The 24,095-nt window shown below is 65.0% G+C and carries 30 protein-coding genes; 17 read left to right on the top strand and 13 right to left on the bottom strand.

Annotated features, from left to right (window positions below):
* The first annotated feature begins 105 nt into the window (after window positions 1–105).
* Entirely contained in the window at window positions 106–558 is a 453-nt protein-coding gene (locus AB0L82_RS36910) for a hypothetical protein (RefSeq protein ID WP_364647558.1), read from the top strand.
* A gap of 170 nt (window positions 559–728) precedes the next feature.
* On the opposite strand, the gene AB0L82_RS36905 is transcribed toward AB0L82_RS36910, so the two are convergent.
* On the bottom strand, window positions 729–1,085 hold the full coding sequence (locus AB0L82_RS36905) for an ADP-ribosylation/crystallin J1 (protein ID WP_364647555.1): 357 nt from the start codon (window positions 1,083–1,085) through the stop codon (window positions 729–731).
* A gap of 148 nt (window positions 1,086–1,233) precedes the next feature.
* On the opposite strand from AB0L82_RS36905, the gene AB0L82_RS36900 reads away from it, so the two are divergent.
* Window positions 1,234–1,854, top strand: coding sequence for a GNAT family N-acetyltransferase (locus AB0L82_RS36900; RefSeq protein WP_364647552.1), 621 nt, complete (start codon window positions 1,234–1,236; stop codon window positions 1,852–1,854).
* A gap of 46 nt (window positions 1,855–1,900) precedes the next feature.
* Window positions 1,901–2,254: a VOC family protein gene (locus tag AB0L82_RS36895; protein WP_364647549.1), complete on the top strand. Its 354-nt coding sequence runs from the start codon at window positions 1,901–1,903 to the stop codon at window positions 2,252–2,254.
* Window positions 2,255–2,274: 20 nt separating this feature from the next.
* On the opposite strand, the gene AB0L82_RS36890 is transcribed toward AB0L82_RS36895, so the two are convergent.
* The 3 genes from AB0L82_RS36890 to AB0L82_RS36880 are packed head-to-tail and all read right to left on the bottom strand — an operon-like array spanning window position 2,275 to window position 3,267.
* On the bottom strand, window positions 2,275–2,640 hold the full coding sequence (locus tag AB0L82_RS36890; RefSeq protein WP_364647547.1) for a VOC family protein: 366 nt from the start codon (window positions 2,638–2,640) through the stop codon (window positions 2,275–2,277).
* Window positions 2,591–2,959 (bottom strand): hypothetical protein, encoded by a 369-nt coding sequence (locus tag AB0L82_RS36885; RefSeq protein ID WP_364647544.1) that lies wholly within the window; start codon window positions 2,957–2,959, stop codon window positions 2,591–2,593. The genes AB0L82_RS36890 and AB0L82_RS36885 overlap by 50 nt, the downstream gene beginning before the upstream one ends.
* Window positions 2,960–2,985: 26 nt before the next feature.
* Window positions 2,986–3,267 carry a DUF4242 domain-containing protein gene (locus AB0L82_RS36880; protein ID WP_364647541.1) on the bottom strand — a complete coding sequence of 94 codons (282 nt, stop codon included), beginning with the start codon at window positions 3,265–3,267 and terminating at the stop codon, window positions 2,986–2,988.
* 116 nt (window positions 3,268–3,383) lie between these two features.
* Between AB0L82_RS36880 and AB0L82_RS36875 the strand changes: the two genes are divergently transcribed.
* Window positions 3,384–5,960 carry an AAA family ATPase gene (locus AB0L82_RS36875; RefSeq protein WP_364647538.1) on the top strand — a complete coding sequence of 859 codons (2,577 nt, stop codon included), beginning with the start codon at window positions 3,384–3,386 and terminating at the stop codon, window positions 5,958–5,960.
* Between the two features lie 9 nt (window positions 5,961–5,969).
* Here the strand turns inward: AB0L82_RS36875 and AB0L82_RS36870 are convergent, their stop codons facing one another.
* The gene (locus AB0L82_RS36870; protein WP_364647535.1) at window positions 5,970–6,218 is read right to left on the bottom strand and encodes a hypothetical protein; all 249 of its coding nucleotides are present in this window, start codon (window positions 6,216–6,218) and stop codon (window positions 5,970–5,972) included.
* Between the two features lie 179 nt (window positions 6,219–6,397).
* Here AB0L82_RS36870 and AB0L82_RS36865 point away from each other — a divergent pair, with 179 nt between their 5' ends.
* Window positions 6,398–7,159 carry a serine protease gene (locus AB0L82_RS36865; protein ID WP_364647532.1) on the top strand — a complete coding sequence of 254 codons (762 nt, stop codon included), beginning with the start codon at window positions 6,398–6,400 and terminating at the stop codon, window positions 7,157–7,159.
* 16 nt (window positions 7,160–7,175) lie between these two features.
* Here the strand turns inward: AB0L82_RS36865 and AB0L82_RS36860 are convergent, their stop codons facing one another.
* Window positions 7,176–7,802: an isochorismatase family protein gene (locus AB0L82_RS36860; protein ID WP_364647529.1), complete on the bottom strand. Its 627-nt coding sequence runs from the start codon at window positions 7,800–7,802 to the stop codon at window positions 7,176–7,178.
* A gap of 42 nt (window positions 7,803–7,844) precedes the next feature.
* Between AB0L82_RS36860 and AB0L82_RS36855 the strand changes: the two genes are divergently transcribed.
* Window positions 7,845–9,044, top strand: a complete 1,200-nt coding sequence (locus tag AB0L82_RS36855) for a hypothetical protein (protein WP_364647527.1) — start codon at window positions 7,845–7,847, stop codon at window positions 9,042–9,044.
* The gene (locus tag AB0L82_RS36850; protein WP_364647524.1) at window positions 9,028–9,795 is read left to right on the top strand and encodes a hypothetical protein; all 768 of its coding nucleotides are present in this window, start codon (window positions 9,028–9,030) and stop codon (window positions 9,793–9,795) included. Before AB0L82_RS36855 ends, AB0L82_RS36850 begins: the two co-directional genes overlap by 17 nt.
* A gap of 194 nt (window positions 9,796–9,989) precedes the next feature.
* Here AB0L82_RS36850 and AB0L82_RS36845 read toward each other — a convergent pair whose 3' ends face one another.
* From AB0L82_RS36845 to AB0L82_RS36835, 3 genes are read right to left on the bottom strand one after another with little or no spacing between them, the layout of a single operon-like run.
* Window positions 9,990–10,859: a polysaccharide deacetylase gene (locus AB0L82_RS36845; RefSeq protein ID WP_364647521.1), complete on the bottom strand. Its 870-nt coding sequence runs from the start codon at window positions 10,857–10,859 to the stop codon at window positions 9,990–9,992.
* Window positions 10,856–11,977 carry an NADH:flavin oxidoreductase gene (locus AB0L82_RS36840; RefSeq protein ID WP_364647518.1) on the bottom strand — a complete coding sequence of 374 codons (1,122 nt, stop codon included), beginning with the start codon at window positions 11,975–11,977 and terminating at the stop codon, window positions 10,856–10,858. Before AB0L82_RS36840 ends, AB0L82_RS36845 begins: the two co-directional genes overlap by 4 nt.
* Window positions 11,974–12,603, bottom strand: a complete 630-nt coding sequence (locus AB0L82_RS36835; RefSeq protein ID WP_364647515.1) for an urea carboxylase-associated family protein — start codon at window positions 12,601–12,603, stop codon at window positions 11,974–11,976. Before AB0L82_RS36835 ends, AB0L82_RS36840 begins: the two co-directional genes overlap by 4 nt.
* Window positions 12,604–12,722: 119 nt before the next feature.
* Here AB0L82_RS36835 and AB0L82_RS36830 point away from each other — a divergent pair, with 119 nt between their 5' ends.
* Window positions 12,723–14,054, top strand: coding sequence for an amidase family protein (locus AB0L82_RS36830; RefSeq protein ID WP_364647512.1), 1,332 nt, complete (start codon window positions 12,723–12,725; stop codon window positions 14,052–14,054).
* Window positions 14,055–14,121: 67 nt separating this feature from the next.
* Complete coding sequence (locus tag AB0L82_RS36825) at window positions 14,122–14,565, top strand: VOC family protein (RefSeq protein WP_364647509.1); 444 nt, start codon at window positions 14,122–14,124, stop codon at window positions 14,563–14,565.
* 10 nt (window positions 14,566–14,575) lie between these two features.
* Here AB0L82_RS36825 and AB0L82_RS36820 read toward each other — a convergent pair whose 3' ends face one another.
* Entirely contained in the window at window positions 14,576–15,208 is a 633-nt protein-coding gene (locus tag AB0L82_RS36820; protein WP_364647506.1) for a DUF3558 domain-containing protein, read from the bottom strand.
* A 181-nt stretch (window positions 15,209–15,389) separates the two neighbouring features.
* On the opposite strand from AB0L82_RS36820, the gene AB0L82_RS36815 reads away from it, so the two are divergent.
* From AB0L82_RS36815 to AB0L82_RS36805, 3 genes are all read left to right on the top strand, one after another.
* Entirely contained in the window at window positions 15,390–16,136 is a 747-nt protein-coding gene (locus AB0L82_RS36815) for a hypothetical protein (RefSeq protein ID WP_364647503.1), read from the top strand.
* 49 nt (window positions 16,137–16,185) lie between these two features.
* Window positions 16,186–16,947, top strand: coding sequence for a class I SAM-dependent methyltransferase (locus AB0L82_RS36810; protein WP_364647500.1), 762 nt, complete (start codon window positions 16,186–16,188; stop codon window positions 16,945–16,947).
* A gap of 82 nt (window positions 16,948–17,029) precedes the next feature.
* Window positions 17,030–17,923 carry an alpha/beta hydrolase gene (locus AB0L82_RS36805; protein ID WP_364647497.1) on the top strand — a complete coding sequence of 298 codons (894 nt, stop codon included), beginning with the start codon at window positions 17,030–17,032 and terminating at the stop codon, window positions 17,921–17,923.
* Here AB0L82_RS36805 and AB0L82_RS36800 read toward each other — a convergent pair.
* Window positions 17,916–19,103 (bottom strand): Cmx/CmrA family chloramphenicol efflux MFS transporter, encoded by a 1,188-nt coding sequence (locus AB0L82_RS36800; RefSeq protein ID WP_364647494.1) that lies wholly within the window; start codon window positions 19,101–19,103, stop codon window positions 17,916–17,918. The genes AB0L82_RS36805 and AB0L82_RS36800 overlap by 8 nt on opposite strands.
* A 256-nt stretch (window positions 19,104–19,359) precedes the next feature.
* Window positions 19,360–19,908 carry a TetR family transcriptional regulator gene (locus AB0L82_RS36795; RefSeq protein ID WP_364647491.1) on the bottom strand — a complete coding sequence of 183 codons (549 nt, stop codon included), beginning with the start codon at window positions 19,906–19,908 and terminating at the stop codon, window positions 19,360–19,362.
* Between the two features lie 199 nt (window positions 19,909–20,107).
* Between AB0L82_RS36795 and AB0L82_RS36790 the strand changes: the two genes are divergently transcribed.
* A complete protein-coding gene (locus AB0L82_RS36790; protein ID WP_364647488.1) occupies window positions 20,108–20,863 on the top strand; it encodes an SDR family NAD(P)-dependent oxidoreductase in 756 nt (251 codons plus the stop codon).
* A 3-nt stretch (window positions 20,864–20,866) separates the two neighbouring features.
* Window positions 20,867–21,214: a hypothetical protein gene (locus tag AB0L82_RS36785; RefSeq protein ID WP_364647485.1), complete on the top strand. Its 348-nt coding sequence runs from the start codon at window positions 20,867–20,869 to the stop codon at window positions 21,212–21,214.
* Window positions 21,215–21,376: 162 nt separating this feature from the next.
* Here the strand turns inward: AB0L82_RS36785 and AB0L82_RS36780 are convergent, their stop codons facing one another.
* Entirely contained in the window at window positions 21,377–22,000 is a 624-nt protein-coding gene (locus AB0L82_RS36780) for a carbonic anhydrase (protein WP_364647482.1), read from the bottom strand.
* 172 nt (window positions 22,001–22,172) lie between these two features.
* Here AB0L82_RS36780 and AB0L82_RS36775 point away from each other — a divergent pair, with 172 nt between their 5' ends.
* From AB0L82_RS36775 to AB0L82_RS36765, 3 genes are all read left to right on the top strand, one after another.
* The gene (locus AB0L82_RS36775) at window positions 22,173–22,601 is read left to right on the top strand and encodes a hypothetical protein (protein ID WP_364647479.1); all 429 of its coding nucleotides are present in this window, start codon (window positions 22,173–22,175) and stop codon (window positions 22,599–22,601) included.
* Window positions 22,602–22,688: 87 nt separating this feature from the next.
* Window positions 22,689–22,877, top strand: coding sequence for a hypothetical protein (locus AB0L82_RS36770; RefSeq protein WP_364647477.1), 189 nt, complete (start codon window positions 22,689–22,691; stop codon window positions 22,875–22,877).
* Between the two features lie 281 nt (window positions 22,878–23,158).
* Window positions 23,159–24,019, top strand: a complete 861-nt coding sequence (locus AB0L82_RS36765) for an SGNH/GDSL hydrolase family protein (protein ID WP_364647576.1) — start codon at window positions 23,159–23,161, stop codon at window positions 24,017–24,019.
* The last annotated feature ends 76 nt before the right edge of the window (window positions 24,020–24,095 follow it).

The following is a 24,095-nucleotide window of genomic DNA, read 5'->3' as shown; positions in this document are numbered from 1 at the left end:
CATTTGCCAACGCGGACAGTACTTTCCAGCTCACCTCTGGCGGGGCACCGCTTCGCGGCGCCCCGCCAGACGAACTACTTTCAAAACACGGCCTAACATCCGAACGTGGGATTAGGTAATGAGTGGGACGAAGCAGATCTGATCGCGGATGGCTTCGAGCGCGTGTACGTCGAATTGAGTCGCTATGACTGGCCGCGCGAGGGAATCGCCGACATCGACGGTCGGCCACACTATTTCGAAGGCTGGAAGTTCGACCGCGTCGACGACGACTACGAGTTCTATGTCTGGCCCGCCAGCGAGCAGGCGGTCGCCTGGGAACTCGAACATTGGGCGATATTCGCTCGCTGGGACCAGCGGTACTGTGCAGGTGAGGTCGGCGACGACACTCATCCGGGCCACCGCGGCATCGATGCTCGCTACGACGAACTGGATAGTCTCCTGGCCCCGTACCGGCAGGTTCCAGCTGACGCGCGAAAGCTCGTGGCCGAGATGCGATTCGACAAAGGCCCGCGCTATCGCGTCGAGGGCACCGATATGTGGTTCCGATGGCGGGCTTGAGGGAGTCCGCATTTCCGCGGACTCCCTCTGGACTCGGCCCGGCTCGAACGGGCGGCTACCCTCTCCATCACTGCGGGCGCGGTCAACCAGAGCCAGCGCGCCTTAGGCGAGACATCGCAGACGGTAGTCGCCGAATCGGTTGGCGGGCAATGATTTATTCGGGTCGTGGGCTACCGGAATTCGTGGACGACTTCGATGGGGCCGACCAGGTGGGCGTTGAATTCGGCGAGGTCTTCGGCGGGGACCCAGAGTTCGAGGATGGTGTGGCCGCCGGCTTGCTGGACGGGGTAGCGCTCGAGGAAGGCTGATTGGACTCGGAAGCGGGTTACGTAGCCGACGCCGTGGTGGGGGACGTTCCAGTCGCGGGCGATTCGGATCGCGTAGTCCTCGTTGAGTACGGGGTAGAAGATCGGTTGTTCGGGGAGTCTGGGCGGCCAAGCGCGCCAATCTGATTCGCGAACCAGGTCCAGTTCTTCCGGGCCGGTCGGACGCCACAGCATGGTGGTCGGGATCTCTTGATCCGCCATCACTATCCCCCTTCGTCCTGCTCACTCGAACAACTGCCGACGGGTATCGTCGGAGCCCGGCTGGCAATTGTGCCTGATTGCGGTTGTGTGTCAACGCAATTGAACGCCGGGGCGGTCGGTGGGGGATGGCTCTGTTGAGGATGTGGATATGAGCGTGCTCATTCGAGCCGGCGGTATCGGCGATATCGATGCTGCGGCAAGCGTTCTCGCCCTGGCGTTCGAGGGCGACCCCTATGTCGGGTGGTTGCTGCCGGACTCGGGGTCGCGGGTGGCGCGAGCGAGGTGGATGTTCAGCGCGGTGACGCGGCACCATCTGCTGCGCGGGCATGTCGATATCGCCGTTGATGCCGACGGAGCGGTGCGTGGTGCGGCGCTGTGGACCCCTCCCGGATGTTGGCGGCACACCGTTCGATCCCAGGCGCGCATGCTGCCGGATCTGCTGAAGGCGTTCGGTCCGCGTATCCCGTTGCTGGGATTGGCTGATCGCCAGAAGCAGCGCAGGCATCCGAGTGAACCGCACTGGTATCTCCAGGCGATCGGGACCTCACCGGCCGCGCGCGGGCTCGGCTACGGTCGCTCGCTCCTGGAATCGAAGCTCGCCCTGTGTGATCGAGAAGGTGTCTCCGCGTTCCTGGAGACCAGCAACAAGTCGAATCTCGCCTACTACGAACGCTTCGGATTCACGGTGTTCGACGAGATCACAATGCGTTTCGGCGGCCCACGAGCGTGGTTGATGTGGCGCCCCCACAGCCAGGTGGGTGATCGGTGATCGCGACCAGACCACCACCTACGGCTTGCCGCGCAATACTTGCGGGATGGGGAACCGCTGGGTCGGAGTGACCATCGACTGCATCGACGTGGAACGGGTCGCGGGCTTCTGGAGCGCACTGCTCGATCGCGAGCGTGGACCGTCCGAGCCCGGGTGGGTCTACCTCGGAAGCGCAGACGATCCGTTGCCGCGTCTGGTATTTCAACCGGTGACCGAACCCAACCACGGCAAAGTGCGGATCCACCTCGATATCGCCGTGGACGATATCGAGGAGGGGATCGCACAGGTGATCGCGCTCGGCGGCCGGTTCACCGGTGAGCGACATGACTATGACGCGGGCGTGGTGGTCGTGATGGCCGACCCCGAGGATCACGAGTTCTGCCTGGTCCAGTACTACTGACCCGCGACGCAGCGGGGTAGTCAGTCGAGGCAGAACTCGTTGCCCTCGATGTCCTGCATCACCAGGCACGATTCATTGACGCCATCGGCGCGCAGCAACTCCACCCGCACGGCACCGAGTGCGACCAGCCGCGCGCATTCGGCCTCGAGTGCGTCCACCCGCTCGTCACCGACCAGTCCCGTCCCGACGCGCACATCGACATGCACCCGGTTCTTGACCACCTTGCTCTCCGGAACCCGCTGGAAGTACAGGCGCGGGCCCACACCCGAGGGATCGACGCACGACACACCCTGATGCTCGTATCCCAGTACCTCGCTCCAGAAACGAGCGACCCGCTCAGGATCCGCGCAGTCGAAGGTGATCTGAACCTGTTTGACCGATGGCATTGGTCAAACCTAAAGGCACAGCCGGGTTCTCTCCAGAATTCGACTCGTCCGGTGTCGAAGCGAACACCACGTAGCGCAGATACCAGACCAGCATCAGACCCGAACTGATCGTGTGGAAAAGGTGCAGCGCCCAGATCGGCCCCGGGGGCAGGTCCAGCACGTACACCATGTAGACCAGGTTGCCGATGTTGGCCAGGGCGATATTCGCCGGGCTGTACGAGCGCACATCCTTGGTGCGTCGCGCTTTGGCCAGCATCGGCAGCGTGCTGGAGGCGAAAACCGCGCTCGCGACCGCACCCGCGATGACGGGAACCTCCATGGTCGAACTCTCCTGATAGATAGCGGTCAGTGAACGTTGGCGGCGGTATGCGGGCCGAATTCGCCGGCGATCGCCGTGACGAGGTTCGCGGGGAAACCGCCGCGGCGGGCATGCTCGCGAATGGCGTCCTCGTCCTCGGCCTCGTGCAGGCAGTAGAGCTTGTCGCCCGCGACGTAGGTGGTGATCCAGCGATACGGCACACCGAGCGAAGACATTGCGGCATTGGACTTTTCGGCGATCACCGCGAGTTCGGCGGGGGTGAGGTCTTCCGCTCCGGGGATCTCTCGTTCGATGAGAAAGCGTTTCATGATGTGTTCTCCTGTCCGGTCCGGCGCTGTCGCGTCCGGTGACCTCTACGCTCGGCCATTCGGGAACGGAATTCATGGGGATCGATTCCCTATCTTGGGCCGGTAACATCCCCACGGTGAGGCTGACCGAGCGGGAAAACGAGCTGGCAGAGCTCAGCGCTCGAGCGGATAGGGCACGTTCTGGGCAGGGCGGGGCCGTGCTGGTGCGCGGTGAATCCGGTGCGGGTAAGACCGCGTTCGTGGAGACCTTTCTCGACAGCTGGTGTGCGGACGAGCGGGTGCTGTGGGGAGCCTGCGATCCGCTGTCCACACCCCGGCCGCTGGGCCCGCTGCACGATCTCGCGGATCGCTTCGATGACCGCACCCGCACGCTATTGCGCAATGGGGACCAGTCGTACGACATCTTCGCCGCGGTCTTCGACGCATTGCGCGAAGTTCCCTCGGTACTGGTGGTGGATGATCTGCAGTGGGCCGATCAGGGCACCATCGATCTGTTCCGATTCCTGTTGCGCCGCATAGCGAATACCCGACTGCTGCTGATCGGTATCGCACGTGATGACGAAGTCGGCGTCATTCATCCGCTGCGCGGACTGCTCGGCGATATCGCGCGCTCCCCGCACGCCTGCCCGCTCACCGTGCCACCGCTGAGCCTGGCGGCGGTGACGACGCTGGCGGGGGATCGGCCCGTGGATCCGCACTGGCTGTATCGGGTGACCGGCGGCAATGCCTTCTTCGTCTGCGAGATGCTCGATCACCGCACCGGGGAGCTGCCCACCACCGTGCGCGACGCCATTCTGGCTCGCACCGCCGGATTGGACACTGCCGCTTGGGATCTGCTGCATTTGCTGACTTGCGCACCCGGTGCTATCGCCGATCATCTGCTCACCGATCTGGGTGTCACGCTGCCCGCGCTGCGCGCACTCGATGACGCCAAACTCATCAAGCGCGACAACCGAGGTGTGGCCTTCCGGCATGACCTGTGCCGCCTGGCGATCACCAGCGTCATCCCGCCCGGTGCCGAGCCGAGCCTGCACCGCCGTTTCATCGAAGCCCATTACGCGACAGCACAACCCGATCCCGCCGTGATCACCCATCACGCGGTGGGAGCGGGTGATCGTGCGTTGATCACCAAGGCTGCCGCACAGGCGGGGTACGCCGCGGCGCGCTCGGGCGCGCACACCCAGTCGACCGAATTCTTCCGTCTCGCACTGCAAGACCGTGATCTGCCGCAGACGATGGAAGCGGAATTGCTCGAATCGCTGGCTGACGAGTATTACCTGACCGACCGGCTCGATGACGCGATCACCGTGTGCCGCAACGCCATGCGCTTGCGCGAGGCGATGCTGTCGAACGCCGCGGTGAGCGCCGACCATCACGCCCTCGCGGTCTACGAGTGGTACAACGCGAACCGTGTGGTGGCGGACACCCATGCGTCGGCCGCGCTCGCGGTACTGGACGGCGATGCCGAATCTGCCGCCCGAGCTCGCGCCGGATACGCGTTCGCGCTGCAAGCGTTCCTGGCCGTCCAGTCCAGCGAACTCGGCACCGCGACGCGACTGCTCGCCCGTGCCCGCGAAATCGCAAGCACCGCAGGCGATCCCCTGCTGAGCGTACGAGTGGAGATCATCGAGGGCTTCTGCGGAGTCCTCGCCGGAGTGCCGGTCGCCCGCGAGGACCTGCTGCGCCTGCTTGCCACCGGCCCGAAGCACATCGACGAAATCTATTCCAGCGGTTACACGAACCTGTCGTACTTCGACGTCGAACAGCGCCGACTCGGAGCCGCCACCGAATTGCTCGACACCTGCCTGCCCCTGATGATCGAGCACGATCTGCCCGTATGCCATGTCGTGCAACTGGGTTCGCGCAGCCGACTCAAACTGCTCACCGGCGATTGGCAGGGCGCGCTGACCGATGCCGACTCGGTGCTGGACAGCCCCGGCGCACCCCTGGCCAGGGTCTGGCCGCTGCTGATCCGTGCCATGGTCGCATTGCGCCGCGATGGAAACGACGACGGCGGTATCGACCGCGCCTGGCAGCTCGCCTGCCGTTACGGCGAGCCGGTGCGCATGCTGCCGGTGGCCTCGGCAATCGTCGAGAAGTGCTGGCTGACAGGGGTTCCCGATGACCGTGTCGATCAATGCCGGGCACTGCTCGACACCGTACCCACCCTCGGATTGGAATGGGCACGTGGCGATTTGGCCAGCTGGCTCCGTCGAATCGGCTCCCGAGTCGACACCGAATCCGTAGCCGAACCCTATCGGCTGCTCGCGGCCGGACAGTACGAATCCGCCGCCGCGGCCTTCGAAACCCTCACCACCCCTTACGATCTGGCGCTGGCCCTGGCCGACTCCGGCGAAACCGCTCCCGCCCGTCGCGCCCTGGACATCCTCGACCGTCTCGGCGCGCAGGCGGTCGCCGCCAAGGTCCGCTACGACCTGCGCGCGAACGGCGCCCGTGATATCCCCGCACCCCGCCGCGCCACCACCCTGGCCAACCCCATGGGTTTGACCACCCGCCAGATCGAAGTGCTGCGCCTACTCGAAACCGGCCTCACCAACGCCGAACTGGCTGAGCGACTGTACCTTTCGGTGAAAACCGTGGATCACCACGTCTCCGCAATCCTGACCAAGCTCCAGGTCGCCAATCGCCGCGACGCGGTACGCCGGGCCAGGGAATCCGGACTACTGCCTTGATCGCGAGGGCTAAAGCCCTTGGTTCGAGGTGGCGCAGGCGCTCGCGCTCGCGGGAATCCCGTTACCGAAAGCGCACCACAGGTCGTGGAACAGCTTGTTGGTGCCGGACCCGGCATTGAGGATGCTGCTCCCGGTAGCGGTGCTTCCGGTTGGGGAGCTTCCGGTTTCGGCGAAGCCGGCCGTGGCGGGACCGGCCAGCGCGGTCAACGCGGCGGCGACGGCAAGGGCGGCGAAAGTGGTGCGCAAAGGTGTTCTCATGCGCGGGAATTCTACTGAAATGAATTAATTTCAGATTGTCGAATCGTTGCCCCCGAAATTGGGGGCAACTGAGCAGAACCCCGCGTGTGCCGAGTTTTGCTCGCCTCCACGGTGTTTCGGGAGGCTGACGCAGCAGTCGAATACCGCGTATTCGCGTGCGGTTCGCTACCGTGCTTGGGGTGCAACGGATAACGGCTCTGGTGTGTGGGGTTCTGCTCGGTTTCGCGGTGCCGCAGGCGGCGCACGCGGAGGCACCGGCGGCCTATGAGGTCGAGACGGTGCCCTCGACCGGGGCGCTGTTCTATCCCAGTGTGTCGGGTGTGGGACCGCGTATCGGTGCCCCGCACTTCTGCTCGGCCAGTGTCGTCGCTTCGCCGTCGCATGATCTGCTGGCGACCGCCGCGCACTGCGTCCTCGGACCCGGTGCCCTCATCGAATTCGCGCCACTGCTGCACGATGCCGAACTCCCGCAGGGGGTTTGGACGGTGACGAGCATGTACATCGACCCCGCGTGGCAGGAGTCTTTCGACCCGCGCCATGACCTCGCGATTCTGCGAGTCGCCCCGCGCGACGGCAAGCGGATCGAAGATGTGGTGCCGGGACTGCCGCTCGGCACGCCGCAGTCCGGCGCGCCGGTCACGGTCAGCGGCTACCCGATGGGCAGCCGCGGCCGTCCACTCACCTGCACAGCGCCTCTGGAGACGACCGCGGACGGTTCCGCGCTGCACTGCACCGGTTTCGGTGAGGGCACCAGCGGCGGTCCCTGGGTCCAGAACGGTCAGCTCGTCGGCGTGATCGGCGGACCCGAACAGGGCGGCTGCACCCCCGACATCGAGTACAGCTCACCCTTCGGCCCCGACACCCAGGCCCTGCTCGCCCGCGCCGCGGCAGGCGGGAAGGGCGACGTGCTCCCGGTCGGCTTCACCGCGAATCGCTGCTGACACCGGCCGTGTCTGCTCAACGCGACGATGCGAAGTCAGCGGTGGGGATGGCTTGTCCGGTAGATCGGGTGATTTGCGCCAGTGCCAGCTCGTGCAGGGTGGCGTTGTAGTCGGCGACGGCATCGGAGACGACGAACAGTTCGATATCTCGTGCCAGGGCGTCGAAGCTTGTCGCGACGATTCCCTGGGATGCGAAAACCCCGCATACGACGAGCTGGCTCCTGCCCTGCCGACGCAGCTCCACGTCGAGGTCGGTGGCGTAGAACGCGCTGAGGGATCGCTTGCGGACCCAGGGCACCCCGGGCTCGTCCATCCCGCTCAAACATGACCGGGCCACCTCGCTCGCGTCCGGACCCTGCCCCCACAGCAGTCCACCCAGACCGCGCTGCCGTGTATCGGTGGCAGGGCGCGGTGCCGAGGCGATAACCGGCACATTCTGGCTGAGAGCCCAATCCACAATCGTTCGACATCGCTCGACTACCACGGTCCTGGTCTGCGCGGTCAGCACATTCACGTAGTAGGGGAGCAGATCGTGCACCAGGACCGCGCAGCTGTCGCGCTCGAGCTGCCAGCCCACTCCGCCACGAAAGTCGGCGAAGAGCGTCGGCTCGTACGGCTGAATATCAGCGGCGAAGGTGACCATGCTGTTGATAGTTTCAGAGTCGTTCCAGGGGAGGATGACCGTATGCACACCGGCGAAGCCCACATCGACGACACGGGCAATATCTTGGTTGCGCCCGAGGCGTCGCGGATCGAGGACTTCTGCGGGTCCACGATCACGCCCGAGGAGTTTGCGCGCGGTTCAGACGATCTCGCGCGCGCGAGCGTGTATCTGTGCGGGGATGTCTCGGAGATCAACGCCAGTCGATTGCGCACGGCGGGAAGGGTATTCGTCATCCGGGAGCTGTCGCGCGGGTTTCGCGAGGACAGCGACGTATGGACGCCGATCAACCTCGGCCAGGTCCCGGTCCGTGTTCATAACGCCGGTGTTCTCTACCGCCGCTTCTTCGATATCGCCGACGATCACTTTGGGCGAATCCAAGCCGAGCACGAATTCCAGTCTCTGACCGAGTCGACCAAACCCGGAACGGCTCACCGCAGCGGCATCTACCTGACCCCGGTCACCCGCAGTGGTGCGGACCTGCGTTTCCGGCTGCTCCGCTGCTCGACGAATCTCTCGGGCCCGACCGAGACTTTCCGCGCGACCGATACGAGCATTGTCAAGGCGCTGAATCGCGAGGCCGCCACCATCTTTGACGGCCATGCCCCGCTCAATCATGTGCTCGCGCAGATCTATCACAACACCCGCGCCACGGCCGAGCGCAAACAATCCAAGGCCAAGATCTCGGCGCACGCGGACAAGACCAAGGACATGCCCGGCAACGGCATCATGGCCTTCTGCACGTTCTATGACGGGCTCGACACCTTGCGGCCGATGGCCGACGACGCGTTCGATTTCGGGTTGAAAAATGCCAGCGGGCTGACGAGTCTCCGTTTCCGCCTCAAGGATTCGATCGAAGCGAGTGATGGGTTGCCCGCGCAGTTCACCGTGACCCTGTATCCCGGCTCGGTGTTCTTCATGCCGCTGTCCACCAATCGTCTGTACACCCATGAAATCCGGCCCTCGATGCTGGATGCCGAGGTGCTGCCGACGCGCCTGGGATATGTGGTGCGCTGTTCGAATACCGAAGCCGTGCACAAGGATGGCCGTACCTTCCTCGACCGGGACGGCGAGCTGGTCGAGCTCGGTCCACCCACCGAGGAGGGTATGGACGAGTTGCGCAGGCTGTACGCCGAGGAGAATCGCAGCGCATCCTTCATCGACTACGGCGACCGCTTTCTCTTCAGCATGAACGCGGGGGATTACGTTGCTCCCCGAGCCTAGAGTTCTCGACCAGATCGCCTCATACACACTGCTTTCCGAGCAGGATCTGTTCGCGGAACTCTCCGAGTCGGTCCAGTGGGAAGAGCTGGGAAAAGGCCGCATAGGAGCTACGCTCGCCAAACCCGATGCGGCGGACCTTGTTCCGCTCGTCCGCACCACAACCCGATACGCCACACCCGCACAACGCTTCCGGACCGTTCATGACCTTCTGGCACAACAGATTCAGACATGCGCGGATCTCCCGATCGCCTTCAACAACGCTCTCATCGAGACCTACACCAACGCCTACGCCACCATGGGCAGCCATTCGGACCAAGCCCTCGACCTGGCCGACGACTCCTTCATCGCCGTCTTCTCCTGCTACCGCAACCCCGAACCGATCCCGCCGAGAAGACTGATCGTCGAACCGAAGGGCTCCACCGACAAGCTCGAAATCCCCTTGACCCACAACGGAATCGTGGTGTTCCCGGTCGCCGCGAACCGCCGGCTCAAACACAAGATCGTGCTGGGCGCGCCCGCCCGCACCGCGGAGAACCAATGGCTGGGCGTGACCTTCCGAACCTCGAAAACCCTCATCGCCTTCCGCGAGGGTCAGCCGTACCTCCCAACGGGCATCCCCCTCACCCAGGCCGACGACGATCAGCAACGCGAGTTCTTCCAACTCCGCCGCCGCGAGAACAACGAAACCGACTTCACCTACCCGCCACTGACATACACCGTCAGCGCGAGCGACCTGATCCCGCCCATTTAATCTGCGCCGCAGCGCAATTCACCGCCCTGGCGTAGCTCGTTCGCAAGTCGCCGAGCTCGCTCACAATTTTCCCCATCGGTCCGGGTGCTGACACTGGGAACCTCGGCGTACACCACCTTGTCGCCGAATCGCACCACCACGCCGTGAGCTGGGTTGCGGGGACTTGCCGGAGACCTCACTCACATCGACACGCCCTAGTGCGGATAGACGGATTCGTCGATGTCGTAGGCCGGTAGGGGGCGGATCGGGGTATCGGCGTCCTCACGTGCCCATTCCGCCACATCTCGGCAGCGCGCGAAGGTGACGTCGCCGCACTCTTGTGCGTATGCGATCAGGTTGCGTAGGGCCAGCATTCGTCCCGGGCGGCCGGTGAGGAATGGGTGCATGCACACGTTGAACAGGCAGTGGTAGTGGCGCATGCCGTCGAGTTCGGCGCGCCACATTTCCTCCACCTTGACCGGGGATTCGATGACCGAGCCGATGCGCGGTTCGGGCAGGTAGGCGTACTGCTCCCAATCGTCGAGGGACCAGTGCACGGGCAGTTCCACGACCGGGCCGTGGGGGGTGTCCACGTGGTACGGACGGTCATCACCCATCAGCGACGAGTCGTAGTTCAGGCCGTATTCCCTTACCAGGGAGTGGGTTTCGAGGCTGGCGCTCCACATGGCGGCGCGATGCCCGGTGATTTCGATGCCCTGTGCGGTGAACACATCCATCGCGCGTTCGAAATCGGCGCGCTCGGCCCCCGGCGGCAGCGAAGTAGGCGCGCGGTGGCTGTAGGAGTGGTGCGCGACCTCATGCCCGCGCTCGACGATCGTGGCGGCCAGGCCGGGCCGCTGTTCGGCGACCCAGCCGGGGACGAAAAATGTTGCGGGGATGCTCATCTCGTCGAGCAGGTCGAGAATGCGCGGCACGCCCACATCGGGTCCGTAGGACTGATGCGACATGACCATCGGCTGTTCGGCGTAGCGCCGGCCCTCGGCGAGGATGGGGGTTTCCGCATCCACGTCGAAGGTCAGCGTCGCCACCGCGGCCGCGCCACGGGTCCAGGTGGGGGTGCTCATTCGCCGACGCGTTCCCGCCACGCCGCGGTGGAGTCCAGGTTTGCCATGGGATGCAGCATCTCATGATCGAATGCGGCCAATTCGGACCCGGTCTCGACCCGACGCGGCAGATCCGGATTCGCGAGCGCGCCGGTGCCCAGCGACAGCACGTCCGCGTGCCCGCCATTGAGCACATCGGCGGCCTGCGGCAGATTGTGCATGCCGCCATTGGCGATCACCGGGCGTCCGGACACTTCGCGCGCCAGCTTGGTCACGGTGGTGCCGCTGGCGAGTTTGGCGGTCTCCAGGAAATTGCGGCCCTCGCTGGCGATATGCAGGTAGCTCGCGTCGCGCAAGGCGGCGAAGATGATGCGCGCGTCATCCTCGCCGCCGGGCCAGCGGTAGACGAAATCGTTGACCTTGGTCTGCGACAGCCGCACGCCGACAGGGAAGTCGCCCAGCTCCTCGCGGATCGCGTGCAGCACCCGCACGGTGAGCCGAATGCGGTTCTCGACCGAACCGCCGTATTCATCGGTGCGCTCATTGGTGTAGTCGGTGAGGAACTGATCGAGCAGATAGCCGTTGGCCCCATGGATTTCGACACCGTCGAATCCGGCCGCACGCGCGTTCCGCGCCGCGGTGACGAATCCGGCGACGACCTGCTCGATATCCTCGGCGGTCATCTCCCGGGGTGCGCTCCACGCACCGCCGACACCGCCGTAGTCGACCATCATCTGCCCGCGCGGTGCCACCGCGGACGGGCCGATGGTCTCGAATCCCCGCTGATTGCCCTGGGAGATCGCCCCGGCGTGCATGAGCTGGGCGACGATCGGCGACCCTTCGGCGTGCACGGCGTCGACCACCGCGCGCCAACCGGCGATGTGCTCCTCGGTGACCAGGCCGGGCTGGTTGAAGTAGCCCTGGCTGTGGGCGGCGTCGGGATAGATCCCCTCGGTGATGATCAGCCCGAATCCACCTGCGGCGTAGGCACGGTAGTACTCGGCCATCTGCTCGGTGGGCGTGCCGTCGGGGGTCGCGGAGATCCGCGTCATCGGCGCGACGGCGAAGCGGTTGCGCAGTTCCAATGTGTCCAGGCCGGTCGGCGCGAGTGCGGGATGGGTGAGTTCGGTCGTGGTCATCGCTTCTCCTCGGTATCGGTGGGCAGCACGGTCATCGCCAGTGGTGTGGGTCGAGCGCCGTTGATGGGGTTGTGGTCTTGGGGGCATGCGGAAACCACCACCAGGCAATCCATTTCGGCGCGGAAGGTGATGGCGTCGCCGGGCGCGGTGGCGGCCTCGAGCCAGGTCAGACTCTCGTCCGCCGCGACCGGAATGCGCATGAAGACATTGATCGGCTGCGGAATGACCGGCGGCGCCGCGTATCCCAGCTCGATGAGTGCCCGCGTCAGGTTGTCCGCGCAGCTGGCGTGATCCGGATCCCCGTATGCCGCATAGCGTTCCGGATCGCACGCGGCGATCAGCATGTCGTGCACACCGGGGGAGGTGTCATCGATATAGGTCAGGATCGGCCGCCGCCGATTGGTCACGAACGATTCCCCGAGTGCGGGAAACAGCCGCGCCGTATGCGTACGGGTATGTGAGGCGCTGTGGTACTCGGTGAGATCGTCCGCGTTGTAGGCGAACACATCACCCACCTGGCCGCCGTCGATATCGGTGATCCGCACGCGTTGCCCGGCCCGCACGACCACCGATCGGGCTCGCCCGGCCGGTATGGTCACCGGCTCCGGATAGCTCAGCAATGTCATGGGAGTCAGTCAACCGAATCCGAGGCCGCTCGGATATGGATGAGTACACAGTGTTTGGCTCAGAGCATGGATGTTTCACCATCCCGCGCCGGGAATAATGCTCAGTATGGTTCCGCTGTATGACCACCGCCACATCCATGACCCGGGCGCTCGCAGCGGGTGACACAACCTCTGCTCAGCTGACAGCCGCGGCCATCGACCGTGCGCGGCAACCGGAATCGACCGCGGTCCTGCTCGCCCTCACCGCGCACCGCGCCCGCTACCAGGCCGAAGCCGCCGATCGCCGCCGCGCCCGCAGCGCGTCACGCGGTGACCTCGACGGAATCCCGATCGCCTGGAAAGACGTCTTCGACATTCAAGGCACCGTCACCACCGCTGGCTCGGCCAGTCACCTGCACGACGCTCCGGCGGCCGTCGACAGTCACCTGGTCCGCCGTGCCCACGACAGCGGCCTGATCACCCTCGGCAAAACCAACCTCAGCGAATTCGCCTTCTCCGGTCTCGGGGTGAACCAGTACTTCGGCACTCCGATCAATCCAGTTGCCCCGGACCGGGTTCCGGGTGGCTCCTCGTCGGGCTCGGCAGTCGCGGTAGCGCGCGGCATCGTCCCCCTCGCGGTCGGCACCGACACCTCCGGATCGGTCCGAGTCCCCGCCGCGTACTGCGGCATCATCGGTTACCGCGCCACCCCGGGCCGCTACGGCCCCAACGACTTCGCCCCGCTCTCGCCCACTCTCGACAGCATCGGCCTGTTCGCGACCACCGTGCGCGATATCATCGCGTTGGACCGCGTCTTCGCCCCCGTGGAACCCGCCGACTCGCCACGATCCCACCGGTTCGTCATCCCCACCGGGGAATGGGCCGAGGACCTCAGTCCTGAGATCGCCGCCGGATTCCAGGACATCATTACCGAAATACGCGGTGCCGCAGTGGATATCCGCATCCGCGCCATTCCATCGCTGGACATGGCGCAGAAACTGATGGACAGCCACGGCACCATCGTCGGCGCCGAAGCGCACCGCCTGCATCACCACCGTCTCGACTCCACCTTGCCGATCGAGCCCGCGACCCGCCGCCGCCTCGAAAGCAATGCGCACACAGCCGATTCCCTCGTCCCGGTCTACGCCGCCATGTGCGCATTACGTGCCGACTTCGCCGCCGAACTCGATGGCGCGACCCTGCTGTGCCCCACCGTGCGCCACGCACCCCCGCTCCTGTCCGATCTCGCGGACCCGCTGCGCTACGACGCCGCGAACGCATCCACCTTGCGCACCACCATGGCCCTGAGCTATCTCGGCGCGTGCGGCATCACCCTCCCGATCACGGCGGCATCGTCCGGTCAGCCCTGCGGACTCCTGCTCTCCCGCCCCTCCGGCCACGACAGCGAATTACTCGCCCACGCCGAATGGGCACACGCCATCCTGCGGCGGAGCACGGCGTCTGCTATTTAGAGTTCCCTTAGGGAACTCGGCATGCTACGGTCTGGTGATACCGCCTCGAGTACCGCAGGAGATTCTGATGAGCTTCATTCAGCGCTTCGACCACATCGGCATCACCGTCGCCGACATCGATGCGGTGACGGCGTTCTTCGTCGGCCTCGGCCTCGAAGCGGACGGCAAAATGGCCGTCGAAGGTGAGTTCCTGGATACCGTGATCGGCACCACCGGCGCCGCCACCGAAATCGTCATGTTGCGAGCGCCCGGCGGTGGAACAACCCTGGAGCTATCCAGTTTCACACGCCCGCAACACCTTCCGGGCTCCGCATCGGCACCCGCCAACGAGCTGGGCCTGCGCAACGTCGCCTTCGAGGTCAAGGATTTGCAGGCCGCGGTGGAGCATGTCATCGCGGACGGCTACTCCCTGGTCGGCGGCATCGGCGAATTCGAAGGCAGCTGGCGCATGGCGTATGTGCGCGGCCCCGAAGGCATTATCGTCTCGCTTGCACAGCGCCTCGGAAACTGAACCGCCAGGCTCAGTTCAGATATCCGGTCAGCCCGTCCACGACCTGCACCGTCGCCGCGCACGGCTCGGGCGCATCGGACTTCAGGTTCCGTGTGACGAACATGGCCTGACCACTCGCTACCGCGAAACTGACGTAGCATCCGGTCTTGTTCGTGTCCTGTGCCGCGCGGTACTGGTAGGCATCGTGACCGGCCGCCCGCACCGGGGTGAAACCCGTGTACCGTCCGGAGTTCTGCAGGTCTTGCAGTGTCTGCCGACTGGACACGATGGTCACCTCCGACTTGCCCGAAGTCGACTGCCAGCGGCAACTCGGTTCACCGGCGGACCCTTCGACCACCTGCTTGCTGTCCGCCCGGAACCCCAGCCGCGCGATATCGGCATCGGCGATCCCACACGGATTCCACATCGCGGCAGGCGTTTCCGCCTTCGCCGTGGTCGTGGCAGGCGTGGCCTTGGCGGATTCCGATGCCGCCGTGGGCACTCCGCCACCGGTCTCCGTCCCTGCCGCAGAAGTGGTTGTGGCGGAGGATGTCACCACGCCGTCGCCATTACCCGAACTCGTTCCCGTATCGGTGGAACTGGTACCGCATCCGGTAAGCACGAGCGCCGCGCCCAGTGCGGAAACCAAGATCCCCTTCGACATCGCTGCACCCATAACTCCGAAACCCCTTCCACTGCTGCGTGTTTCCCAAGTGGTCCATCGCTATACCCGCCATCCCGTTACGCAACCTAACGAAATCGCTGGTCGGTACAGTGGGCAGCCGTCGGGGAGCCTTGCGCGAACCGGCCGGAGATCACCATCACACGGAAATGGTTTGAGCACAGTGGGTTTCTATGACTGCAATTGCATGATCACCGGCGTCAGTCTGGGGCCGGTTGATGCCACAGCGGTTGTCCTGCGACGGCGGGATGCGGAGTATCGGCCGATTGCGCTGGGGATCGCGGGTACGTACGACCGGCTCGGCGGGATCGACGGGGTGGAGGAGGATCTCAATACCGAGCTGATCGTGCGATATTTCGTCGAGCGGCATCGTGCGGGCAGGTTCTTCGCCGAGAATCAGGTCAATGACGGTGAGGAGTTCGGCGCGGATGTCGATATCGAGGGGTTGTTGCAGCTCATCGAGCGCACGCATTTGAGCTTTGTGGATGACTTCTATGCCGCGTCAACGGTTTTGGATGGTGATGTCATTGCCTTCGCGTTGATTGCTCAGCCCGTGTGGGATGCCATTGTCGATGGCGCACCGGCGTCGGATCGGTCGCTGGAGCAACAGTTTCACGGAGTGTTCGGTCGGGCTTCGGCAGCCGCTGAAATCTATGCGGACCGGCTGACGGAATTGGCTGTGCCCCTGCACCAGCTCACCGCGATCAATGATTTCGTCGCCGCGCACGGGCTGCGCTGGGCTCCACCGTCCGAGCCCGCGCAGCGCTACCCCGGCGACTATGGCAGCCAGCATTTCGAGGAGGTCAGGGAATTCCTGGATCAAGCCAAAAAGGACTACCGGGACGACTCGGTTGCCTTGACCGGCTTGGCCGCGTATGAACGGCTGATCGACTGGGATGACTACGAATAGGCCGTGACCTCCGCGCTCCCCGGTGCGGACCAATGAGGGGAGTGGAATCGTGCTTGGCGATGAACAGGTTTCGCGAGCGTACGCGCGGAACGCGGACTTTTGGATCGGTATCGTCCGCGAGGGGCTCGATCCTTTCCAAACCCAGCTCACCGACCCCGCCCTGCTCGAGGTGATCGGTGATCCGAGCGGGCAGCGGATTCTCGATGCCGGGTGTGGGGAAGGGCAACTGTCGCGGGCGTTGACCGCGCGCGGTGCGCGGCATGTGCACGGGGTGGACACCTGCGCCGAATTCATCACTGCCGCAGGGGATCATCCCGAGCATCAGGAGGAATCGGCGACCTTCCACCACGCCGATGTGGCAGCACTTCCGCTGCCCGACGACAGTGTCGATCTGGTCGTGGCGAATCGGCTTCCGCATGGAATCGCGTTCCCGCAGAAGCGGTTTCATGAATTCGCCCGGGTGCTGACCCCGACCGGGCGGTTGATCCTGCTGAGTATGCACCCGTGCTTCTACGCCGCGCGCTCCGAGCGCTCCGCCGCGAACGCGTTCGACCTCGACGCGTACTTCGGCGTTCGCACCGTCGAACAGCATTTTCAGGTCGCGGACCGCCGTTCACCGGCGGCGTCGGTACAACAGTTCCACTCGCTCGAGGATTACATCGCCATGGTCACCGGTGCCGGATTCGTGGTGACAGGGTTGCGGGAGCCGCATCCGAGTCCGGCGCAGCGCGCGGAAAACCCTTGGTGGAACGAGCATTTCACTCGACCGCTGTTCCTGCTGCTCGAATGTGTCCCCGGCCCGCGACGGTAGGTGCCCGCTTCCGCTTAAGTGGTACATGCATACCATTTAACGTGATATGGTCGTACCGTAAAGCGGAGGAAGGGGAGAGACGATGCCGAAGATCGGGCGATTCACCAGCGAGGAAGCCAAGGCGACCTTCCTGGGCCTCTATGAGCGCGTCGAAGCGAAATGGCCGGTGGACTCGACAGCGATCGACGTCGAAACATCGTTCGGCAAGACGCGCGTGCGCAAATCCGGCACCGGGGACGGCGTGCCGATAATGCTGCTGCCGGGTATCGGCGGCAACGGTCTGGTGTGGTCGCGGTTCATTGCCGACCTGGCACGGGACCACGTCGTGTACACCCCGGATGTCATCGGCTGGGCGGGCCGGTGGGAGCAGACCGCGCCATTGCGCACGGCGGAAGATATCGCGACCTGGATGGGGGAGGTGCTCGACGGGCTGGGCGAGGAGCGCGTGCACCTGGTCGGAAATTCCTTGGGCGCGTGGGTAGCCGGAACGATCGCGACCTACCGCTGCGAGCGCCTGGCCACTCTGACCATGCTCGAGCCCAGCGCCGCGACCTTCGCCAAACCGCGCTGGAGCGTGCTGTTCAAGTTCATCGTGATGGGCATGCGCCCGACACCGGAACGCATGCGCAAACTCAACAAATGGCTGATGCCCGGCTACGAACCCTCCGAGGAGGAATTCGCGGCCGCCATGGCAATCATGAAGTTCCGCATGGGAACCCCGTGGGACCGCCAGTTCACCGACGCCCAATTGGCGGCGATCACGGTCCCGACCCTGGTGCTGTTCGGGGCCGAGACCGTCGTCAACGATCTGGAGGTCGCGGTCCCAAGTGCCCGTACCGGCCTCCCGCGAGCGGAGGTCGAGATCTGCCCCGGTGTCGGGCATGACCTGCTGTGGGCGAACCCGGAGGAGATCATCCCGCGGTTGCTGAGCTTCACCGACAGCCACGACCCCGCTCGCGCGAGCACCGCTAGATAGAGCGGTCGGCACGCACCCGTTCGGCCGGGCGGGAGTCACGCCGCTGATGACCCAGTAGCGCGACACCCGCCGCGACGGCGGTGAATGCGGCCCCGCACCACAGGGCCGTGGTCGGATGACCGGTCCGGTCGACGAGCGGACCGGCGGCGACCGGCCCGAGGACCGCACCGATGTTCAACGCGGTGGTCGCCAGCGCCCCGGCGATACGCGGAGCGACAGGCGCGGCGGTCCGCACAATCGTCGCGATCAATGTCGAGCCCACACCGAATGCGAACGCGCCCAGCACAATCGACAGGACCGATACTCCGATCAGTGTGTGCGCGAGAACGGCGGCTAGCATCCAGACCCCGGTGAGTGTGATCGTTCCGGTGCGGATGATCCGAGGCTGATGATCGTCGCCGAAGCGACCGATGACCATCACCCCGAGGAATGAGCCGATGCCGAACAGGGCCAGTACCACCGGAACCCACCGATCACCCCCGGCGATGCCGTTCGTGATGGTGCCCAGATAGGTGAATCCGGCGAAGGTCGCGGCATTCACCAGAATCCCTGCCACGACAGGAATCAGAACCGCCCGTTGCCTGAGCACCAGCCATTCGCGCCGTACCGGCTGTCCCGGCGAATCACTTTGGCGCACAACATGACCAAGCATCATCCACACCGGAGCCAGTGCCGCCGCACTCAATATGGCAACCGCCCAGAACGCAGACCGCCAACCCCAAACCTGCCCCAGCAGCGCCCCCGCGGGCACACCGGCGATGCACGCGACCGTCACCCCGGACACCACCACCGAGGTCGCCCTCCCCACCATCGCCGACCCCACCAGCCCCGGCAACGCCGCCAGCACGACCGCCAAGAATCCCGCATTGGCGACCGCCGCGACCACCCTGGTCACCAACAGCACCGCGAATTCGTCCGTCACCGCACCCACCACATGCGCGACGCAGAAGAGCCCCAAAAACGCTGTGACCGAATACCTTACGGACAACCGCTCCGTCACCATCGCCATCACCGGCGCACCCGCGACCATGCCGCCCGCGAACAGCGAAGTCAGCAACCCGGCCGCCCCGAGCGATACCCCCACATCCGCCGCGATCAACTCCAACAACCCCGACACCATGAACTCGGACGTACCCTGCGCGAAAACCGCAGCGGCCAAAACGAACACCACAATGGGCATAGAAGAACTCCCCGGACACAGAGCACCGCAACATTTTTCGCGGCACTTCAGATGAGCGCGGATCAGATGAACGACCACCCGACCGCGAGAACGACATCCGGCATCGCGAGACACCCACCGACACAGTCGATCACCGACCGGGTGGGAACACTCTCACAACGCCGCCCGGCCCACAGGCCGAGCGGCTACCTTCTGGATGCCTCCGGAGAATTCACCCCGCCACCATAACCCACCGGCGCCACACGGGTCGTCGAGGTCAGTGTCGGCCGAGGGCGCGCTCGAGCATCTGCTCGATCATGTCGGCGCTCGGCGGTCTGCCCAGCAGTGTCTGAATGAAGAGCCCGTCCACAGCCGTCAATGCGGCACCGCGCGCGGCTTCGTCGCTGCTCCAGTTCGCGACTATGTCGTGCAGCATGGCGTTGAAGCTCAGCGCCGCCGACCTGAGTTCCGGTCGTCTGGCGGCGAGCGTATAGAGCTCGTACTCGGCGATCAATCGTCCCGGGTGATCCCGCGCGTACCGCGCGGCGAACTCCGCGTAGGCGCGCACCGACGGTTCGGGGGCCAGTGCGGCGGCGATCTCCGCGGCGAAGCGCCGGATACCGGCGTCGATGACCGCGACCAGCAGATCGTCGACAGTCGGAAAATAGTAGGTGCCCGCTGTCGCGGCCAGATTTGCTTCCTTCGCGACCGACCGGTGGGTGAGAGCTGCTACACCGTCACGCTCGACAACTCGCAATCCGGCGTCCAGAAGTTTGCCGCGCCGCAGATCGCCGCGTGCCCGGCGCCCGTCCACCGTCGATGGCATCTGCGATTCTCCTGTCCCGCGCCGGTGAGAGTGCGTTTATCGAAGGATGGTGGCGAAGTAGCTGAACATCTGTCAGACTATCTCACGTCGAGATAGTTGAACTAATGTTCAGCTAGTTTCTCGGCGTCCTTCTACCGCGCCGTGTGCGCGTGTGCGCTCGGACGAGGGCGCTCCTTCAGGCAGAGAGTGAGAATTGCGAATGGATTGGCTGGGTTTGACGAACGCCCGGGTGCTGGTGATCGGAGCGGGCGCGATGGGCGCGCCGTGTGTGCGCGGCCTCATCTCCGCCGGTGCGCGCGTGGTCGTGGTCGATGCGAACTCCCAACGGCTGCAATCTCTTCGAGCCGAACCTGAGCTGGCCGCGGGCGACCTCGAAGTCATCCAGTGTGAGTTGAATTCGTCGTACGCGTGCGATGCGACGGTTCGCGCGGCCGCCGACATGCTCGACGGACTCGACACCGTCATCCACGCGCTCGGTGTCAACGATCGCCGACCCATCATGCAGCTGCCCGATGAGGCATGGGAGCGAGTCATCACCCTGAATCTGTCCACGGCCTTCTGGTGTGGCCGCGCCGCCGCCCGCCTGATGAGCGCGTCCGGAAGCGGCAGCATGGTGTTCTTCTCGTCGGTGTCATCCAAGCTCGCCGACCTCGAACAAGGGCACTACGCGGCCGCGAAGGGGGGTCTCAATCAGTTGATGCGGGTTTTGGCTCGTGAGCTCGCGGAGTACGGCGTCACCGTCAATGCCATCGCCCCGGGATACACCGAGACATCGATGAACAGCGGCTTCTTAGCCAGACCGGGTGTGCGCAGGCTGTTGACGGCGATGGTTCCGGCCGGTCGGCTCGGGCACCCTGCCGACGTGGTCGGCCCGGCATTGTTTCTCGCATCCCCACGGGCGTCGTTCATCACCGGCCAGGTGCTGTGCGTTGACGGCGGTCGGACGCTGGTGTGACGCGTGGAGAAGTCGATGCGATCCATCCATCTCGACGCCGTTGCCAATCCATCCGCCATCGCCGTGGTGGCCGGATCGATTCTCGTTTATGTGCTGGCCTATTCGATCCTGACCACGGCGGCCGGTGCGAAGCCGCGACGCATCGGGATCCTGGGCGGGACGCTCGCCATGTTCGTGCTCACCACAGCGACCGTCGGCAGCGTCCACGGGCGGGAAGTGAGCTCGACGATGTTGGATGCCGACCTGCCGTCAGGTGTACTCGGACTACCGGTCCTGCTCTACCTGACCGCGAAGTTCGCTGTCGGCGTGGCTGTTCTGATGTTCTTGCTGCTCGAGCCCGCTGACCAGTAGTCCAGGAGACCACGTAGTGAAAAAGTGTGTCTGCGCCATGATGTCGATCATCAGGTTGTTGAACGATTTCGAGTCCGTGCCGGGGCCGGCACCGTCGATCCGGTGCTGCTGTGAGCGGTGTTCCCCGGCGGCTCCAGCGGATGGCGCGCTACCGCCGCTGAGTTAGACGGTTTCGCCGATATTGCCGAACACGCTGTTCAACTTGGCCTGCCCGTCGGCGAGATTGTATGTGACGCAAGCGATCGCGCATTCGCCCGCCATGACGCGCTGTGAGATGAGAGTCGAGCGCTGCAGGAGTTGACGGGCTGTTTCCTCGACGTGGCGACCTTCGAGTTCGTCGACGGTGGTGAGTCCCTCGCGGCGGCCGAGCAGGATGGACGGGGTGACACGCTCGACAATGCTCCGGATGAAACCGCCTGGCACCGCACCATTGTCGAGGGCGTCGATGGTCGCCCGCACCGCACCGCAGCTGTCGTGGCCCAGCACCACGATCAGCGGTACGCCGAGCACCTGAACGCCGTATTCGATCGAACCCAGTACGGAACTGTCCACGACATGCCCCGCGGTGCGGACGACGAACATATCGCCGAGGCCGCGGTCGAAGATGATCTCCGCCGCGACGCGGGAGTCGCCGCATCCGAACAGGATTACCGAAGGCTGCTGTCCGCCTGCGAGTTTCGCGCGGTCCGCGGCGCCCTGGCCGGGGTGCAGCAGTTCACCGTTGACGAATCGCTCGTTTCCTTCGCGAAGCGATTTCCATGCGCTGATGGGATTGGAGTGGGCCATGGCACATATCTTGCCGACGAATTGGAGATGACACGAAACCGGGGCGGGAGTACCGCCGGGGAACGTCGGCACTTCGAGTTGAGGACACCGATCGGGTGATGCTCCTGAATAGGACACCCGCCCCGGGGTATTCGACCGTTGTCCATCGAATGAACCAGGTCAGGAGCACAACATGGGCACGAGCGGCCTCACCGGCGAGATCGACCACCCATTCACGATCACCCCCAGCTCGGAACAGCTCACCGTGGTGCCCGGTGGCGAGCCGATACGTGCGGGTGTGAGCGTGGAGGCCCTCGGCGACGGCGACGCCGGAACGGGCACGGCCCGAGTCGTCATCGGCCTCGGTCCCGAATCAGGTCTGACCTTCAGCCGCAGCGAGCTGACGGACAACACCGGGGCCACCTACCCGGCAGGCACCGACTCCCGCGCAGACACCCTGTCCTTCGACGCCGTCACCATCGACTCCGCCTCGAACCAGGAGCTGTACATCGAACTGAAGGCCGCCGAAAACGCTTCCCCCGAACCGTCAGCCGTCACCTTCGCCGTCGGCTCCGCCACCTGCTCGGTCCCGATCAGAATCGAATCCACCGACTCCGACTAGCCGGTCGGGCGGGTGCCAACGGAGCTGAGGTGCAGAGCTCCTCGATCGAGTTGTCTCAAAAGTGTTTTGCGCCAGTAGAATTCGATTATGGGTCGACGGCGGTACGTCGCACGCGGCGTGTCCGGGGGCTACCGCGTCTGGGACAACAAAGCCTCCCGCTGGTGGGGTGACCTGTACGAGTTGTGCCCCGATGAGCTGGTGGCTGAACTGAACGGTTCGCATCGACCTGTGCGGATTACCGAACTCACCAGGCAAGCCCGGGCCCGTAAACGCTGAACGTTCTTTGCGGCAATCGGCCCTCCCGAGGCGCGGTCGGTATCGGCTTCGAGTCTGCCCGCACTGTCATGTCCGCACCCTGACTCGAGGGGCTGGGCGGGGTGGGGCTGTTGTTTAGTACAGGTCGCGCGGCGTCGCACTCGGTGTATGAATGCTTCCCGTAGGATCAGCCTCCGCCCTTGACTGCTCGATGCTCGCGTGCGGGTTGTTGTCATATTTCACCGAGTTCGGCTGTGTCATACCGTGAACCGACGAAGGAGACTGCCGTGCTCGCACGCACGATGCTTACCGCCGGTGCCGCGGTCGCCACGGTAGTGATGTTGTGCCCCGGATCCGGGAGTGCGCGAGAGGTTGCGGAGGGTGCTCGGTACGTAGCCCTCGGAAGTTCCTATGCCTCGGGACCGGGGTTGCCCGACATGGTGGATGTTGGTTGTGCGCGGTCGGGGCACAACTATCCGCATCAGGTCGCGGCTGCGGTGGGGTTGGAGTTGGTTGATGTCACCTGTGCCGGTGCGACCACGGCGAATATTTTGCGTACGCCGCAGTCGCTGGCCGGCGGCAGGGCCGCACCCGTGCAGGTGGAGGCCGTCACCGAACGCACTCAGCTGGTGAGCGTCACCATCGGTGGGAACGATCTCGGGCTGGCGGGTTCGATGATCAAGGCGAGTGCGTGTGCGCGATTGCTCGAGAGCGTTCCCGCCTTTTGCGAAACAGCGGCCGGTACGAAGCCGCATACGCAGGGCGACTTCGATGCGGTCGAGAGCTCCATTGTTGCCGTGGTGCGCGCCATCGAAGAGCGGGCGCCGCAGGCGAGCGTGATGCTGGTGCAGTACTTGCCCGCGCTGAATCCCAGTGGCGCAACATGTCCGGCGTTGACGATGTCCGCCTCGCAGGCCGCCGACATCCGGCGAACCTACGACGGGCTCGTGAGTGCGACCGAACGTGCGGCCCGCCGGACCGGTGCGACAGCGATCGCTGTGCCCGACGCCGACGCGCATTCCGCGTGCTCAACCACTCCGTGGGTTAACGGCCTGCTCGATCCGCTGACCGCACCGGGAGGTCTGGCCGGTGTCGCGGGCAGCGTCCACCCGAATCTCGCGGGCACCACGGCTGTCGCACACGAGATCATCGCCAGGCTTTGATGCCCGTGCCCCGGGGCTGATTGGTCAGCCCGAGAACGACGCCCCCTGGGGCAGGTGCTCAGCCGGGCACCCGGCA

It is taken from the genome of Nocardia sp. NPDC052001 (assembly GCF_040680615.1).
Lineage (GTDB): Bacteria > Actinomycetota > Actinomycetes > Mycobacteriales > Mycobacteriaceae > Nocardia.
This window is presented reverse-complemented; position numbering and strand designations above follow the sequence as displayed.

Coding starts and splice junctions, on each gene's coding strand:
- AB0L82_RS36795 (WP_364647491.1), bottom strand. CDS start 19,908: ATGCCATCGACGGTGGACGGGCGCCGGGCACGCGGCGATCTGCGGCGC.
- AB0L82_RS36805 (WP_364647497.1), top strand. CDS start 17,030: ATGCCGAAGATCGGGCGATTCACCAGCGAGGAAGCCAAGGCGACCTTC.
- AB0L82_RS36890 (WP_364647547.1), bottom strand. CDS start 2,640: ATGCCATCGGTCAAACAGGTTCAGATCACCTTCGACTGCGCGGATCCT.
- AB0L82_RS36775 (WP_364647479.1), top strand. CDS start 22,173: ATGGGCACGAGCGGCCTCACCGGCGAGATCGACCACCCATTCACGATC.
- AB0L82_RS36770 (WP_364647477.1), top strand. CDS start 22,689: ATGGGTCGACGGCGGTACGTCGCACGCGGCGTGTCCGGGGGCTACCGC.
- AB0L82_RS36830 (WP_364647512.1), top strand. CDS start 12,723: ATGACCACCGCCACATCCATGACCCGGGCGCTCGCAGCGGGTGACACA.
- AB0L82_RS36880 (WP_364647541.1), bottom strand. CDS start 3,267: ATGAAACGCTTTCTCATCGAACGAGAGATCCCCGGAGCGGAAGACCTC.
- AB0L82_RS36825 (WP_364647509.1), top strand. CDS start 14,122: ATGAGCTTCATTCAGCGCTTCGACCACATCGGCATCACCGTCGCCGAC.
- AB0L82_RS36860 (WP_364647529.1), bottom strand. CDS start 7,802: ATGGTCACCTTCGCCGCTGATATTCAGCCGTACGAGCCGACGCTCTTC.
- AB0L82_RS36885 (WP_364647544.1), bottom strand. CDS start 2,959: ATGGAGGTTCCCGTCATCGCGGGTGCGGTCGCGAGCGCGGTTTTCGCC.
- AB0L82_RS36855 (WP_364647527.1), top strand. CDS start 7,845: ATGCACACCGGCGAAGCCCACATCGACGACACGGGCAATATCTTGGTT.
- AB0L82_RS36900 (WP_364647552.1), top strand. CDS start 1,234: ATGAGCGTGCTCATTCGAGCCGGCGGTATCGGCGATATCGATGCTGCG.
- AB0L82_RS36800 (WP_364647494.1), bottom strand. CDS start 19,103: ATGCCCATTGTGGTGTTCGTTTTGGCCGCTGCGGTTTTCGCGCAGGGT.
- AB0L82_RS36845 (WP_364647521.1), bottom strand. CDS start 10,859: ATGAGCACCCCCACCTGGACCCGTGGCGCGGCCGCGGTGGCGACGCTG.
- AB0L82_RS36905 (WP_364647555.1), bottom strand. CDS start 1,085: ATGGCGGATCAAGAGATCCCGACCACCATGCTGTGGCGTCCGACCGGC.
- AB0L82_RS36765 (WP_364647576.1), top strand. CDS start 23,159: ATGCTTACCGCCGGTGCCGCGGTCGCCACGGTAGTGATGTTGTGCCCC.
- AB0L82_RS36790 (WP_364647488.1), top strand. CDS start 20,108: ATGGATTGGCTGGGTTTGACGAACGCCCGGGTGCTGGTGATCGGAGCG.
- AB0L82_RS36780 (WP_364647482.1), bottom strand. CDS start 22,000: ATGGCCCACTCCAATCCCATCAGCGCATGGAAATCGCTTCGCGAAGGA.
- AB0L82_RS36895 (WP_364647549.1), top strand. CDS start 1,901: ATGGGGAACCGCTGGGTCGGAGTGACCATCGACTGCATCGACGTGGAA.
- AB0L82_RS36820 (WP_364647506.1), bottom strand. CDS start 15,208: ATGTCGAAGGGGATCTTGGTTTCCGCACTGGGCGCGGCGCTCGTGCTT.
- AB0L82_RS36835 (WP_364647515.1), bottom strand. CDS start 12,603: ATGACATTGCTGAGCTATCCGGAGCCGGTGACCATACCGGCCGGGCGA.
- AB0L82_RS36870 (WP_364647535.1), bottom strand. CDS start 6,218: ATGAGAACACCTTTGCGCACCACTTTCGCCGCCCTTGCCGTCGCCGCC.
- AB0L82_RS36840 (WP_364647518.1), bottom strand. CDS start 11,977: ATGACCACGACCGAACTCACCCATCCCGCACTCGCGCCGACCGGCCTG.